Source organism: Pseudomonas sp. MEJ086 (genome assembly GCF_030209025.1).
Lineage (GTDB): Bacteria > Pseudomonadota > Gammaproteobacteria > Pseudomonadales > Pseudomonadaceae > Aquipseudomonas > Aquipseudomonas fulva_A.
This window is the reverse complement of record NZ_JARVSV010000046.1, coordinates 1-14,700: the sequence shown is the minus strand read 5'-3', so window position 1 is coordinate 14,700 and position 14,700 is coordinate 1. Positions and strand designations below refer to the sequence as shown.

General features: G+C 64.9%; 11 protein-coding genes. 3 read left to right on the top strand and 8 right to left on the bottom strand.

The window, feature by feature from the left end:
- The 7 genes from QRN22_RS24560 to yrfG all read right to left on the bottom strand — a co-directional run.
- Window positions 1–489 (bottom strand): hypothetical protein (locus tag QRN22_RS24560; RefSeq protein WP_285404331.1); only part of this gene is annotated, 489 nt, incomplete at its 3' end.
- Window positions 486–2,057: an urea ABC transporter permease subunit UrtB gene (gene urtB / locus QRN22_RS24555; RefSeq protein WP_042555068.1), complete on the bottom strand. Its 1,572-nt coding sequence runs from the start codon at window positions 2,055–2,057 to the stop codon at window positions 486–488. The genes QRN22_RS24560 and urtB, both read right to left, overlap by 4 nt.
- A 133-nt stretch (window positions 2,058–2,190) precedes the next feature.
- A complete protein-coding gene (gene urtA, locus QRN22_RS24550) occupies window positions 2,191–3,456 on the bottom strand; it encodes an urea ABC transporter substrate-binding protein (RefSeq protein WP_042555069.1) in 1,266 nt (421 codons plus the stop codon).
- Window positions 3,457–3,517: 61 nt separating this feature from the next.
- Window positions 3,518–4,240 (bottom strand): GntR family transcriptional regulator, encoded by a 723-nt coding sequence (locus QRN22_RS24545; protein ID WP_042555070.1) that lies wholly within the window; start codon window positions 4,238–4,240, stop codon window positions 3,518–3,520.
- Window position 4,241: 1 nt separating this feature from the next.
- Window positions 4,242–7,868: an urea carboxylase gene (gene uca / locus QRN22_RS24540; RefSeq protein WP_042555071.1), complete on the bottom strand. Its 3,627-nt coding sequence runs from the start codon at window positions 7,866–7,868 to the stop codon at window positions 4,242–4,244.
- A gap of 73 nt (window positions 7,869–7,941) precedes the next feature.
- Entirely contained in the window at window positions 7,942–9,738 is a 1,797-nt protein-coding gene (atzF, locus tag QRN22_RS24535) for an allophanate hydrolase (protein ID WP_231570197.1), read from the bottom strand.
- Between the two features lie 317 nt (window positions 9,739–10,055).
- Entirely contained in the window at window positions 10,056–10,724 is a 669-nt protein-coding gene (yrfG, locus tag QRN22_RS24530; protein WP_042555073.1) for a GMP/IMP nucleotidase, read from the bottom strand.
- 134 nt (window positions 10,725–10,858) lie between these two features.
- Between yrfG and nudE the strand changes: the two genes are divergently transcribed.
- A complete protein-coding gene (gene nudE / locus QRN22_RS24525) occupies window positions 10,859–11,425 on the top strand; it encodes an ADP compounds hydrolase NudE (protein ID WP_042555074.1) in 567 nt (188 codons plus the stop codon).
- Window positions 11,422–12,252 (top strand): 3'(2'),5'-bisphosphate nucleotidase CysQ, encoded by an 831-nt coding sequence (gene cysQ, locus QRN22_RS24520; RefSeq protein ID WP_042555075.1) that lies wholly within the window; start codon window positions 11,422–11,424, stop codon window positions 12,250–12,252. The genes nudE and cysQ overlap by 4 nt, the downstream gene beginning before the upstream one ends.
- A 214-nt stretch (window positions 12,253–12,466) precedes the next feature.
- Here the strand turns inward: cysQ and QRN22_RS24515 are convergent, their stop codons facing one another.
- Window positions 12,467–14,383 (bottom strand): beta-ketoacyl synthase, encoded by a 1,917-nt coding sequence (locus QRN22_RS24515; RefSeq protein WP_042555076.1) that lies wholly within the window; start codon window positions 14,381–14,383, stop codon window positions 12,467–12,469.
- 134 nt (window positions 14,384–14,517) lie between these two features.
- Between QRN22_RS24515 and QRN22_RS24510 the strand changes: the two genes are divergently transcribed.
- Complete coding sequence (locus tag QRN22_RS24510; RefSeq protein WP_197077036.1) at window positions 14,518–14,697, top strand: hypothetical protein; 180 nt, start codon at window positions 14,518–14,520, stop codon at window positions 14,695–14,697.
- Window positions 14,698–14,700 lie beyond the last annotated feature (3 nt).

Sequence of the window (14,700 nt, the reverse complement as noted above, 5' to 3'; positions counted from 1 at the left end):
CGCGCCATGCGCGCGAACGATGGCGGTGACGCAGTCGCTGGCATGGCCAGCTCCCTCAGGGCGCGCCGGGTTGTTCAAGTAAGTGCTGCCAGCCTGTGGGAGCGCGCCATGCGCGCGAACGATGGCGGTGACGCAGTCGCTGGCTTGGCCAGCTGCCACTGGGCGCGCCGGGTTGTTCAAGTAAGTGCTGCCAGCCTGTGGGAGCGCGCCATGCGCGCGAACGATGTTGGGGATGCAGCCGCTGACATGGCCAGCGCCCTCAGGGCGCGGCGGGTTGTCCAAGTGCGTGCTGCCGACCTGTGGGAGCGCGCCATGCGCGCGAACGATGGTGGGGATGCAGCCGCTGACATGGCCAGCTCCCACAGGGCGCGGTGGGTTGTTCAAGTGCGTGCTGCCGGCCTGTAGGAGCGCGCCATGCGCGCGAACGATGGTGGTGACGCAGTCGCTGGCATGGCCAGCTGCCACGGTGCAGAAGGTCATGGTGCTCAATCGATCACCCTCCCTTTCAGGGCGAACAAGCCTTGCGGACGTTTCTGAATGAACAGAATGATCAGCGCGAGGATGAGGATCTTGCCGAGCACGGCGCCGATCTGTGGTTCCAGGATCTTGTTGGCGATGCCCAGGCCGAAGGCCGCCATGACGCTGCCGGCCAGTTGGCCGACGCCACCGAGTACCACCACCAGGAAGGAATCGATGATGTAGCTCTGGCCGAGATCCGGGCCGACGTTGCCGATCTGGCTGAGGGCCACGCCGCCCAGGCCGGCGATACCCGAGCCGAGACCGAAGGCCATCATGTCCACTCGGCCGGTGGGTACGCCGCAGCAGGCGGCCATGTTGCGGTTCTGGGTGACGGCGCGCACGTTGAGCCCCAGGCGGGTCTTGTTCAGCAGCAACCAGGTCAGCACCACCACGGCCAGGGCGAAGCCGATGATCACGATGCGGTTGTACGGCAGCACCAGGTTGGGCAGCACCTGGATGCCGCCGGACAGCCAGTAGGGGTTAGCCACCTCGACGTTCTGCGCACCGAACAGCACGCGCACCAGCTGGATCAGGATCAGGCTGATGCCCCAGGTGGCGAGCAGGGTTTCCAGTGGCCGGCCGTAGAGGTGACGAATCACCGTGCGCTCCAGCGCCATGCCGATGATGGCGGTCACGCAGAAAGCCACCGGCAGTGCCACCAGCGGGTAAAGCGCCAGGGCTTCGGGAGCGAAGCGCTGGAAGAGGATCTGCACCATGTAGGTGGAATAGGCACCGAGCATCAGCATCTCGCCGTGGGCCATGTTGATCACCCCGAGCAGGCCGAAGGTGATGGCCAGCCCAAGCGCGGCGAGCAACAGAATCGATCCCAGGCTCATGCCACTGAATGCCTGGCCGAGCAGCTCGCCGATCAGCAGCTTGCGCTTGACCTGAGCCAGGCTGGTTTCGGCGGCGGTGCGCACGGCTGCGTCGCTTTCCACGCCGGGCTCCAGCAGATTTTCCAGGCGGGTACGGGCCAGCGGCTCGCCGGTTTCACCGAGCAGGCGCACGGCAGCGAGGCGCACCGCAGGGTTGGCGTCGACCAGTTGCAGGTTGGCCAGGGCCAGGGTCAGGGCGTCGCGAATCACGTCGTCGTCCTCGCGGTCCAGCGTCTGGGCGAGCAGGGGCAACTGTGCCGGCTGGGCGCTCTTCTGCAACTGCACTGCAGCACTCAGCCGCTGTGCCGGCTCTTCGGCAAGCAACTGATGGCTGGCCTGGGCGTTGGCGATCAGGCCACGCAGGCGATTGTTCAGGCGCAATTTGCGCGGGTTGTCCACAGGGGATGCTTCACCCTCGGCAGCCTGGTAGCCGTCTCTGGTTTCGATGAACGCGGTCTTTTCGCTATCCGCAGCCACGCGGCCCTGCTGCAGTGCATCGAGCAGCGGCTGGCGCTTCGGGTCGGGCATGGCGGCCCAACTTTCCAGCAGCTTTGCCTGCTGTGCCGGGCTGGCGGCGACGAAATCGTCGGCCTCGCCCGCCTGAGCGACGAACGGCAGCAGGAGCAGCAGGCCTAGAAATAGTCGGACAAAGGTGTTGTGCATGGGGATGTCCTAGGTTGCCCGATAAAACCGGGGAACGTAGGAGCTGGCTTGCCAGCGATCGCTCTTGAGTAGTGAGTCGCTCTGAAGATCGATCGCCAGCAAGCTGGCTCCTACTGATAGCTGACGCGTCGGATCAGTTCGACTTCACCGGGGTGTCGCTTTTCTTGTCGTTGCCTTCGATGTAAGGGCTCCACGGCTGGGCGCGAACCGGGCCGTCGGTTTCCCAGACCACGGAGAACTGACCGTCGTCCTGGACTTCGCCGATCATCACCGGCTTGTGCAGGTGGTGATTCTTCTCGTCCATCTTCAGGGTGAAGCCGCTCGGTGCGGCGAACTCCTGGCCGGCCATGGCGGCACGCACCTTGTCGACGTCGGTGGTACCGGCCTTTTCGACGGCCTGGGCCCACATGTGGATGCCCACGTAGGTGGCTTCCATCGGGTCGTTGGTGACCACGGTGTCGGCGTTCGGCAGCTTCTTGGCCTTGGCGTAGGCTTTCCAGTCGGCGACGAATTTCTCGTTGACCGGGTTCTCCACCGACTGGAAGTAGTTCCATGCGGCCAGGTGGCCGACCAGCGGCTTGGTGTCGATACCGCGCAGTTCTTCTTCACCTACCGAGAAGGCCACCACCGGTACGTCGGTGGCTTCGATGCCCTGGTTGGCCAGTTCCTTGTAGAACGGCACGTTGGAGTCACCGTTGACGGTGGAAACCACCGCGGTCTTGCCGCCGGCGGAGAACTTCTTGATGTTGGCGACGATGGTCTGGTAATCGCTGTGGCCGAACGGCGTGTAGACCTCTTCGATGTCCTTGTCCTGAACGCCCTTGCTGTGCAGGAAGGCGCGCAGGATCTTGTTGGTGGTGCGCGGGTAGACGTAATCGGTGCCGAGCAGGAAGAAACGCTTGGCGGCGCCGCCGTCTTCGCTGAGCAGGTACTCCACCGCCGGGATCGCCTGCTGGTTCGGCGCTGCGCCAGTGTAGAACACGTTCGGCGACATTTCTTCGCCTTCGTACTGCACGGGGTAGAACAGCAGGCCATTGAGTTCTTCATAGACCGGCAGCACCGATTTACGCGATACCGACGTCCAGCAGCCGAAAGTCACCGCGACCTTGTCCTGGGTCAGCAACTGACGGCCACGCTCGGCGAACAGAGGCCAGTTGGAGGCCGGGTCGACCACCACCGCTTCGAGCTGCTTGCCGAGCACACCGCCCTTGGCGTTGATCTCGTCGATGGTCATCAGCGCCATGTCTTTGAGCGAGGTTTCCGAAATGGCCATGGTGCCGGACAGCGAGTGCAGGACGCCGACCTTGATGGTCTCGGCGGCCTGGATGCTCCAGCTCAGGCCCATGGCGACGATGGACGCGGAAAGGGTGAAGGCCTTGATCAGGCTGCGACGTTGCATAGGACGATCTCCATTGACTGACGAGTTTTATGTTGTTGGCAGTGGATCAAGGGACACCACATCAGCCCTGCGCCTGTACGGCCCGCTCGCGGGCGTTGTGCAGCATGTGCAGGGTGATCTTGCGCACTTCCGCCTTGCTGACCTCTATGTGGGTCTTCAGCAACAGCTGTGCTTCTTCGCAACGACGCGACAGGATCGCGCCGAGGATGCGTGCGTGCTCCTCGTAGGTGGCTTCCACCCGAGGCGTTTTGGTGAAGTCCAGGCGACGGACGATGCGAATTTTTTCGCTGATTTCGCGGTGCAGGCGAGCCATCTCGCGGTTGCCGGTGGCCTCCACCAGCTGGCAGTGGAAGCGTTCGTCGAGCAGCGACACTTCGCGGCCTTCTGGCGGGCGTTGCTCGGGCGGTGCCGTCCAGATGTGGCGCAGTTCTTCCAATTGTTCTGGCGTTTCACCCGCCGGGCGGTCGCACAGGCGCCGAACCGCCGCCAGCTCGAGCACGATGCGCACGTCGTAGAGCTCTTCGAAATGATGGAAGTCGAACGGTTTGACCTGCCAGCCGCTGCGGAAATACACCTCCAGGTAACCCTCGCGCTCCAGGCGATAGAGCGCCTGGCGCACCGGTGTGCGGCTGGCGGCCATGCGCTCGGCCACCTCACCTTCGCTGAAACGATCGCCCGGCAGCAGGCGGAACTCGGAAATGTCGTCCTTGAGCTGCCCGTAGATACGCTCTGCGAGGTTCTCCGGACGCTCCTTGCCGCGCTTGATCGGGTCGACCAGTTGCATGTCAGGCCGCCTCGCTCGGGTCGAGGATCAGCAGCACGTCGCCCGGGGTGACCGCCTTGCCCGGCTGGCAGCGCACGGCCTTGACAGTTCCCGCTGCCGGCGCGAGCACGGCCAGCTCCATCTTCATCGCCTCGACCACCAGCAACGGCGTACCGGCTTCGACATACTGGCCAGGCTCGACCAGCACCTTCCAGACGCTGCCGCACATGTCGGCGCTGACCACCTGACCATCGACGGCTTCGTCCTCCTCGCTGCTGGCAACGGGCGCGGCGTGGCTGTCGGCGTCGTCGTCGCGCCACAGCTGCACTTCGGCGTCGAAGGCCTGCTTCTGCAGTTGCTGGAAGCTGGCGATGCTGCTGGCGTTGTCGGCCAGGAAGCGCTGGTATTCGGCGAAATCGAAGGTGCTCTGCTCGATACGGATTTGCGCGCGGCCTTCACGGAAGGCGTCGCGGAATTCATCCAGCTCGGCTTCGCTGACCGGGTAGAAACGCACCTGATCGAAGAAGTGCAGCAGCCACGGCTGGCCGTTGGCGAACTGTGGGTTCTTCACGAACTTGTTCCAGATCGGCAGGGTACGGCCGACCAGCTGGTAGCCGCCGGGCGAGTCCATGCCGTAGATGCACATGTACATGCCGCCGATACCCACGGTGCCTTCGGCGGTGTAGGTACGTGCCGGGTTGTACTTGGAACTGAGCAGTCGGTGGCGCGGGTCGAGCGGCACGGCGCAGGGCGCGTCGAGGTAGACGTCGCCGAGGCCGAGGATCAGGTAGCTGGCCTCGAAGAGGATATCGCGCACGTCCTCGCGGGTGGCCAGGCCATTGGCGCGTTGGATGAAGTCGACGTTGTTCGGCAGCCACGGGGCCTGGCTGCGCACGGTCTCGCTGTAACGGGTGACGGCAGCGAGGATGGCGCTGTCTTCGAAGGCCATCGGCAGGTGAACGATGCGGGTCGGCACCTTGAGCGTGCTGACATCACCCAGCTCGCGCTCGAGGCGCAGCAGGTGATCGAGCAGCGCCTGTTGATGCAGCACGCGGCTGTCGTAACGCAGTTGCAGTGAGCGCACACCCGGCGCCAGCTCTTCGAGGCCCGCGAGCGGTGCTGCCTTGAGCGCTTCCATCAGCAGGTGCACACGCAGACGCAGCGCCAGGTCGAGCACGTTGTCGCCGTATTCGAGCAGGATGTAGGCATCGCCAGCCTGGCGGTAGACCGCGCGTGGGCGGCTGCCATCGGCTGGCAGCTCAGCCAGCACGGTGGCCGACACGGTGTCGCCCGGCTGCAGGCTAGGCGCCGGCAGCTGTACGGCGCTGACCGCGCTGAGCCGTTCGAGGCTGCCCAGTTGCGCCTGCTCCAGCGCCTGAGCCTGCTCGAAGCTGATCGGATGAAAACGCAGGGTGTCGCCTGGCTTGACCTGGCCGACTTTCCACAGCTCGGCCTTGGCGATGGTCACCGGGCAGACGAAGCCGCCCAGGCTCGGGCCGTCCTTGGTGAGAATCACCGGGAAGTCGCCGGTGAAGTTGATCGCGCCGATGGCGTATTCGCAGTCATGCACGTTGGACGGATGCAGGCCGGCTTCGCCGCCGTCGGCGCGGGTCCAGCTCGGCTTCGGCCCGGAGAGGCGCACGCCCAGGCGGTTGGAGTTGTAGTGCACCTGCCAGTCGGCGGCGAAGAACTGCTCGATCGCTTCGGGCGTGAAGAAGTCCGGCGCACCGTGGGGGCCATAGAGCACACCGATGTTCCAGGTCGTGCCGTACTCGGGAATCAGGCTGGTATCCAGCGCCTGGGGCTCGCTGACCGGCGCCGGCGTGGTGCAGGCGGGCAAATCCTGGGAGATGGCCAGCATGTCGGCGGTGCGCAGGGTGCGCCCGGCATGGCCGCCGAATTGGCCGAGGGCGAAGGTCGAGCGGCTGCCCAGATACACGGGCACATCGAAGCCGCCGCGCACGGCGAGGTAAGTACGGCAGCCACTTTGCGCGCGGCCGAGCTTGAGCACTTGACCTGCCTTGATGGCGATTGGCGCCCAATAGGGCACGCTCTCACCATCCAGCTCGGCCGGGCAGTCAGCACCGGCCAGGGCGATCAGCGCATCGCTGTGGAAGCGCAGGCTCGGGCCCTGCAGGGTGAACTCCAGCCCGGCAGCGCTCTGGTGGTTGCCGACGATGCGGTTGGCCAGGCGGAACGCGTAGTCGTCCATCGGCCCGGATGGCGGCACGCCGATGTCCCAGTAGCCGAGGCGACCGGGGAAATCCTGCACGCTGCTGTAAGTGTCGGGCTCCAGCACTTCGACCACCTGCGCCGCGTAGCTGAAGGTGTCGAGCAGGCGGGTCCAGATCTGTGCGGCGTGGAAGCGCGGCTCGGCAACTACCTGGCGCAGGTAGTCGAGGTTGCTGGCGATACCGTGCAGACGGGTTTCGCCCAGCGCTTTCTGTAGCTTGGCAATGGCCTCGTCGCGCGTGGCGGCGTGGACGATCAGTTTGGCGATCATCGGGTCGTAGAAGGCCGACACTTCGCTACCGGTACTGACCCAGCCATCGACACGGACGTCGTCCGGGAAGTGCACGTCGGTCAGCACGCCCGGGCTGGGCTGGAAGTTCTTCAGCGGGTCTTCGGCATAGATGCGCACTTCGATGGCCGCACCTTGCGGGGCGCGGCTCAGAGCGACCCAGTCCAGCTCGTCGCCTGCGGCCACGCGCAGCATGCACTCGATGAGATCCAGGCCGGTGACCATCTCGGTCACCGGGTGCTCGACCTGCAGGCGGGTGTTCACTTCGAGAAAGTAGAAATCGTCGCGAGCGGCGTCGTAGATGAACTCCACGGTGCCGGCACTGCGGTAGCTCACCGACTCGCCCAGCTCGACAGCAGCGGCATGCAGGCGCTCGCGGGTGGCTTGCGGCAGGTTCGGTGCCGGGGTTTCCTCGACCACCTTCTGGTTGCGCCGCTGCAGCGAGCAGTCGCGCTCTCCCAGGGCTGCCACGCGGCCTTTGCCATCACCGAATATCTGCACTTCGACATGACGCGCCTGGTCGACGAAGCGCTCGAGGAATACCCCCGAATCACTGAAGAACTGCTCGCCCATGCGCTTGACACCGTCATAGGCGCTGGCCAGGGCCACGGCGTCGGCGCAGCGGGTCAGGCCGATACCGCCGCCGCCCGCGGTGGTCTTGAGCATCACCGGGTAGCCGATGCCTTCGGCGGCCGCCAGGGCTTCGTCGAGGCTCTGCAGCAGGCCGGTGCCGGGCGCCATCGGCACCTGCGCGTCGGCGGCCAGCTCGCGAGCCCGGTGCTTGAGGCCGAACTCGCGGATCTGCGTCGGCGTCGGGCCGACGAAGGCGATGCCCGCGTTTTCACAGGCCTCGGCGAATTCGGCGCTTTCCGAGAGGAAGCCATAACCGGGATAGATCGCCTGGGCGCCAGTTTCCTTGGCGGCAGCGAGAATCTTGTCGATACGCAGGTAGCTGTCGGCAGCCTTGTCACCGCCCAGCGCCACGGCCACGTCGGCATCACGTACATGCTGGGCATTGCGGTCGGCGTCCGAGTACACCGCCACGCTCTTCACGCCGAGACGCTTGAGGGTGCGGATGGCGCGGACGGCGATCTCGCCACGGTTGGCGATCAGTACGGTATGGAACATCGGTTTGTTTCTCCAGGCAGATTCGGCGGCAGGTCGTTAGTCGCTCCCTCTCCTTTGCTGGAGAGGGCACTGCTCACTTCTTGGTGCTGGCGATAAAGGCGCGCCAGCCACCGAAACTGGTGATGTCTCGGGCATCGGCCAGCGCCCAGGGCTCGCAGATGAAACCCTTCACGCTGCGCCCGTCCGCCAGGGTCAGGTTGCCGATACCCAGCGGCGCGGGGATTTCGGCGACGAATTCGCCGAAGCGCGCCAGGGGGATGTCCCACAGCTCGACGATGATCGAGGTGCCGTCGCTGCTGCGCGCCAGGCCGGGTTTGGGCGGCACGGTGCCGGCCAGGGCGTAGAGGCGATAGTCCGGCGAGGTCAGGGTCTGCTCGACCAGCACCGCGTTGCGGGTGGTCAGCTGGAAGTTCAGCGGCATACCTGTCAGGTGTGCGCCTACCACGGCGACTCGCACGCTGCCGACAGGCACAGCCGTGGCCGGGGTTTGTGGCGGCAGCGTGCGACCGGTGGCGCCGAGTGGCAGCTCCACGCTGGCCTGCCAGCGCTTGCCGAAGGCCGCCAGGGCCAGATCATGCCAGGCGGGGGCGAGCAGGGTGATGCCGGCGGGCAAGCCGTCGTCGCGCAGGCCGGCGGGCAGTGCCAGAGCAGAAAGGTCGGCGAGGTTGGTGAAGTTGGTGTAGGTGCCGAACTGGCTGTTGAACAGCACCGGCTCCTGACGCATTTCGTCGAGGCTGCGAATGGTCGGAGACGTCGGCACCACCAGCGCGTCGAAACCTGCCAGCGTGTCATTGATCCTGCGGCTCAGTTCGGCGCGCAGGTACTCGGCCTTGTAGGCGTCGCAGGCGCTGTACTGGTGGCCGCTATCGACGATGCCGCGTACCACCGGATCGAGGTGCTCCGCTGCCACGCCTTCTACTGCGACGGTGCGCTCGGCGACCCATGGGCCGTAATACAGCTGCTCGGCGAGCTCACGGAAGGCGCTGAAGTCGATGGTCTTGAGGGTCACACCAAGGCTTTTCAGTTGCTCCAGCGCCTGCTCGAACACGGCCTGGGTCTGGGTATCGCCAAAGAACTCCAGGCTGTCCGGCACGGCGAAGGTCGGTGCGGACTTCATGCCGACAGGGGCGCTGTTGGGGTTGCGGCGCGAGTAGCCGTCCTCGGCGTCGTAACCGCCCGCGAGGCAGGCGACGGTTTCGGCGTCACCGACCGTGAGGGCGAACACCGAGATGCAATCCACGGTACGGCACGCCGGTACCAGGCCGGTATTCGGTAGCCAGCCCTTGGTCGGCTTGAGCCCGACGATATTGTTGAAGCCCGCTGGCACTCGGCCCGAGCCGGCCGTATCGGTACCCAGGGAGAACGGCACCAGGCCGCGTGCGACCACGCTGGCCGAGCCGGAGCTGGAACCGCCGCTGACGTACTGCGGATTGAAGCAGTTGGCGACCGCGCCGTGGGGCGAGCGGGTGCCGACCAGACCGGTAGCGAACTGATCGAGATTGGTCTTGCCGATAAGGATGGCCCCGGCGGCGCGCAGGCGCGCTACCACGGTGGCATCGGCCTCGGCGTCATAGGCGAATTCGGGGCAGGCGGCGGTGGTGGACCAGCCTGCGGCGTCGATGTTGTCCTTGATGGCGAACGGCACGCCGTACAGCGGCAGCTTGTCCTGCTGGCCTTCAGCCTTGTCGAGCAGGGCCTGCAGATGGCTCAACTGGGCGTCGAGCTGGGCAGCGCTGGCCAGGCAGATCCAGGCGTTGTCGTCACGGCTCAGTTGCGCGAGCAGGTCACGCAGCAGTTCCGCTGGTTGCGCGGCATCACGGTAAGCCTGTTGCCAGTCGGCGAGGGTAAAAGCGAAGGAGGCGTTGGACATGCTCTGAGATTCCATCTTGTATCCAAGTTGGAATTACTAGAGCAAGAGCGGTGCCAGTTTTTAACTAACTGATTTTTATTAATTTTATTTTATAAGGGGGGGGGTTAGGACTATTCCTGCACCGTAGCGGAGCCGCGCTGAAGCCTTTTGGTGCGCAGGCGACCGGTATGGTGTGAGATGGGATAAGGGGCAGGAATAAGGCGATAGCGGACCTTCGGTTTGGTGGGCTGAAGCCCACCCTACAGCCGCGCATCTAGCCGTAGGGTGGGCTTTAGCCCACCAATTGTCCCCCGACTACGAAAGGCTGCTATCGCCACTCACCAGCCGCTCAGCCCGTTCAGTAGCGCCCGGTAATCCCGCACGGCCTCGAACTCTTCGGTGTCCTTCACGCCCTTGCGGCTATCCGGCTCGAGGACCGCCAGCAAGTGCTTCACGCCGAAGCGTTGGGCGCTGCGCAGGATCGGCACGTTATCGTCGATGAACAGGCTGCGCGCCGGATCGAAGGGCAGGTCCTGCTGGAGGGCGAACCAGAACTGCGCGTCCTCCTTGGGGAAACCGTAATCATGGGAGCTGATCAGGCGGTCGAAGTAGGGCGCCAGTTCGATGCGTTCCAGCTTCAGGGACAGCGAGTCGCGGTGGGCGTTGGTGATCATCACCACCTGTTTGCCGGCCTGGCGGATGGCGGCGAGAAAGGTGTCGGCGTCCGGGCGCAGGGCGATCAGGTCGGCGACCTCACGCTTGAGGTCACGGATCGACAGGTTCAGTTCGCGGCTCCAGAAGTCCGTGCAGTACCAGTTCAGCTGGCCGGCGTGCTTGACGAACAACGGCTGCAGCTCGGCATCGGCCAGGGCACGGCTGACGCCATGGTGCTCGGCATAACGCTGCGGCAGGTGCTCGAGCCAGAAGTGATTGTCGAAATGCAGATCGAGCAGGGTGCCGTCCATGTCCAGCAGTACGGTGTCGATCTCGGACCAGGGCAGGTTCATGGCGGGGCAGCTCTCTAAGGTAGAAATGGGCGAACGGTGCTTGCTGGTCGTCAGTGCGCGCTTTTAGAGCGCAGACAATCCAGGCAGGCGCGGTATGATAACCGTTCCGGTCAGCCCAGCAGCAGGACTCACCCATGCGTCAGAAGCCCACCGTCATCGCCCGAGAAATCGTCGCCAGCAGCCGCCTGTTCCGTGTCGAGGAAATCCAGTTGCGCTTCAGCAACGGTGCCGAGCGCACATATGAACGGCTGGTCGGGCGAGGCACCGGGCACGGTGCGGTGATGATCGTGGCCATGGTGGATGACGAGCACGTCCTGCTGGTCGAAGAATATTGCGGCGGCACTGGCGACTACGAAATCTCCCTGCCCAAAGGATTGATCGAGCCGGACGAGGATGTACTCGATGCTGCCAATCGAGAATTGCAGGAAGAGGCCGGTTTCGGGGCCCGCAAGCTGGAGCATCTGACCGAGCTGAGCCTGTCTCCCGGCTACATGAGCCAGAAGATCCAGGTGGTACTGGCCCGCGACCTGTATCCACAAACGCTGCCCGGCGACGAACCGGAGCCATTGCGCGTGGATAAAGTCAGTCTGCGTGAGCTGTCCGCCCTGATTCAGCATCCGCAGTTCAGCGAAGGCCGCGCTCTGGCAGCCCTGTATCTGGTGCGCGATCTGCTGGAGCAGCGTGGGGAACTGAGCCGATGAGCCATCCGTTACTGCCTGCCGTGCTGGCGCTGGTGCAGCAGGCGGGGGCCGCCATTCTGCCGTTCTGGCGCCAGGGTGTTCAGGTGGTCGAGAAGGCCGATTCCTCGCCAGTGACCGCCGCCGATCTGGCCGCCCATCGCATCCTCGCCGATGGCCTGCAGGCGCTGGATGCGAGCATTCCCGTGCTGTCCGAAGAGGATGCCGATATTGCCCTGAGTGAACGTGCTCTCTGGGCGCGCTGGTGGCTGGTCGATCCACTGGATGGCACCAAGGAATTCATCGCCGACAGCGAGGAGTTCACCGTCAACGTGGCGTTGATCGAGGGTGGGCAGGTGGTGTTCGGGGTGGTCGGCATTCCTGCCTCGGGCGTTGTTTATTACGGCGGCAGCGGCCTGGGCGCCTGGCGCGCTGAGCCGGGTGAGGAGCCGCAGGCGATCGTCGTACGAGAAACCCCGGCCAGTGGTCTGACCGTGGTTGCCAGCCGCCGGCATGGCAGCGCCTTGCAGGAGCAATTGCTGGCTGCGCTGGTTGCGCGTTTTGGCGATATCGAGCGAGTCAGCGTCGGCAGTTCGCTGAAGTTTTGCCAACTGGCCGAAGGCAGCGCCGACTTCTATCCGCGCCTGGCACCCACTTCGCAGTGGGACACCGCTGCGGCGCAGGGCGTGCTGGAGGGGGCGGGTGGTGTGGTGCTGACGCTGCAGGGCGAGCCGCTGCGCTATGAGGCGAAGGAGTCGCTGCTCAACCCCTTCTTCCTGGCGTTGCCAGCTGACGTCGAGTGGCGCGCGGTGCTGGTCGAGCAAGCCAAGCGGCTCACCCCAGCTAATTAGCGCAACCCCGGCAACCGCCATTTGGCCAGCGCGAAAAGCGCGGCATGGCCACAACCGTTCGCGCCGGGGGCGACGCTCCTGCGGGGTTGTGGCGATGTGCTTCGTGTAGGAGCCGCGACCTCGCGGCGAATCGTCTGGCCGGCGCGAAAATCGCGGCATGGCCACAATCGTTCGCGCCGGGGGCGACGCTCCTGCGGGGATGGTGGCTTATGCCTCAGTCGAGCATGTCGCGGTAGCGATCATCCTGCTTGAACACCAGCGGCTGGGCGAAGCCCGGTACCTTGATCTGCTCGCTGCCGATATCGATCTGCGTGTCGTCGATCAGGTCGTTGCCGAAGTTGTAGATGATATCCAGCTGGCCCTTCATTGCCTGCTCGTCGTAGGCACGGGCATTCACGCGGGTCTGCTCGCGACGCTGCTGGTAGGCGCTGAACGCCGCTTCGCCATGACGCTTGCGCAGCATGCGCTCGACCACGTGGGGGGCGAGTACCACGGCGCTGGCGTTGTTGCCGCCAAAACCCTTGGAGTTGATGAAGCACACGTCCATGCGCTGGTCGTGACGGTCCACGTTGCTGATGCTCAGGTGCTGCTGGTGCACGTCCGCAGCCACTTCATCGATGGTCTTGATGCCAGGAATGATGCCGTACTTGAAGGTGCCCAGCGCGGAGATCACCTGGTCGCCACTGGCGGTTGCCAGGGAATGGCCGACGAACGCCTTGACCGCGGCCACCGGCCAGCTGTCGATGGCGAAAGCCGCTGCTACGCGATCCAGCAGTTCGGACTCGGTGACCCGGTTGGCCGGGGTGCTTGAACCGTGGGCATGTACGAAGCTGCGCTGACGCACGGCATCGACACCCAGTAGCTGCACGGCGCTGGCCACGGCCTTGGCGACGGTCAGGTAGTTGCCTGGGCCGGGCGCGGAAATGGATTTCTTGAAGCCGTCGGCGTTGATGAACACATCGGTGGCGGCGCCGTGGATGTCGGCACCCAGTTGCAGGGCCAGCTCATCGTCCATCAACACCACGAACTGGCAGGCTTCCGACAGGGTGAAGCCGCAGTTGTCGCCGAACGGGCGGCTGGCGCGACGGAAGTCGACGTCACCCTGGGCCGTGTCGGTCTTGCCTTCGATCAGGCGCAGGCCGTCTTCGGTGGCCAGTGCGCCCATAGCGCCATAGCCCTCGATGCACTCGGCGTTGATCGGCGCCTCGCTGTTGCCGACGATCACTACCCGCGCGGTGCCGGCATTGATCTGCTCGATGCCTTTCTGCAGGTTGTAGAGGAACGTGGCACAGGCGCCGGTGATGCTGCCGGTGGTGCCGACGCTGCCCAGCACATAGGCGTTGATGAAGTCAGCGGGCATGGTGTTCAGGCCCAGGGCCAGTTGCTTGGAGCTGACGCGATGGCCCTTGAGGCGCGACTGCATCAGGCCGCCGAAGCCGTTTTCGTCGAGCTGGCTCATGATGCTGCCGGCGAATACCGCGATTTCGTCCGGCGCTACCTGGTCGACGATGGTCTGCCAGGGCAGGCCGGTGGCGCGCAGGGCGTCGGTGACGCCGACCACGGCCATCTGCAGGCCGCGGGGATGGAAGCGCGAGTTGTACAGTTCGCCCGGCTCGAAGCCGGTTGGCAGCTGGCCCGCGGATTTCACCGGCAGGGCGCGGTAGCTGTCGACCTTGAATTCACAGGTGTCGTGCAGGGTGACGCGCACCTCGTTGCCATCGAGCTCGTCGACCGACCAGTTGGCTGGCAGTGGCTCGGGCAGCTGTTTGCGGGTACTGATGAAGGTCAGGCTGCCGCCTTCGCCGTTCAGGGCGATGCTCTTGTGCCAGTGGGCGGCGTCGGGGTCGAGGTGCTGTTTCTCGATGCGGCGCACCAGGGTGGAGGCCAGTACCTGCTCGGCATAGCGGCGCTCGATCTCCACGCCGGACAATGGCTCGCCGTCTTGGCTCTGATAGGCGCCGTCGACCACGCGTACCAGCTTGGTCATCACGGCCAGACCGATGAGGGTTTCGCGGCGTGCCTGTTCGTCCAGCGATTCGATCACCGTGCGGCGGAAACCGTGGTGGAAGGAGCTGCGGCCGGCGGCATTGTAGCCACCGAAACCGACGATCACAGGCAAACGAGACTTCACGCGGACACTCCTTCAACTAATTAGATCGGCATGCGGAACAGGCGCATACCGGGTCAGCGGATCGAGGCGAGGCGCGCATTTCTCGACGGAAAGGCGCCATGACGGCTATTCGGGTGCCTATGGTGACGCGATCCATGACCCACAAGTCACGACTTGATACAAGGTTACCCGTTATCGCGGGCGGCGGCACGAACCGGATGCGCATCGCCATAACGAAGAAGCCCGGCACTATGGCCGGGCTCTCGTTTTTACGCGCTAAGCGTCAGTTCATGCCCAGCCAGTTCGGCAGCCCCAGCGAGATGAACGGCACGTAGGTC

Bases quoted from the DNA above. Each gene is read 5' to 3' on its own strand.
- urtB (WP_042555068.1), bottom strand. From the start codon at position 2,057: ATGCACAACACCTTTGTCCGACTATTTCTAGGCCTGCTGCTCCTGCTG.
- urtA (WP_042555069.1), bottom strand. From the start codon at position 3,456: ATGCAACGTCGCAGCCTGATCAAGGCCTTCACCCTTTCCGCGTCCATC.
- QRN22_RS24545 (WP_042555070.1), bottom strand. From the start codon at position 4,240: ATGCAACTGGTCGACCCGATCAAGCGCGGCAAGGAGCGTCCGGAGAAC.
- uca (WP_042555071.1), bottom strand. From the start codon at position 7,868: ATGTTCCATACCGTACTGATCGCCAACCGTGGCGAGATCGCCGTCCGC.
- atzF (WP_231570197.1), bottom strand. From the start codon at position 9,738: ATGTCCAACGCCTCCTTCGCTTTTACCCTCGCCGACTGGCAACAGGCT.
- yrfG (WP_042555073.1), bottom strand. From the start codon at position 10,724: ATGAACCTGCCCTGGTCCGAGATCGACACCGTACTGCTGGACATGGAC.
- nudE (WP_042555074.1), top strand. From the start codon at position 10,859: ATGCGTCAGAAGCCCACCGTCATCGCCCGAGAAATCGTCGCCAGCAGC.
- cysQ (WP_042555075.1), top strand. From the start codon at position 11,422: ATGAGCCATCCGTTACTGCCTGCCGTGCTGGCGCTGGTGCAGCAGGCG.
- QRN22_RS24510 (WP_197077036.1), top strand. From the start codon at position 14,518: ATGACCCACAAGTCACGACTTGATACAAGGTTACCCGTTATCGCGGGC.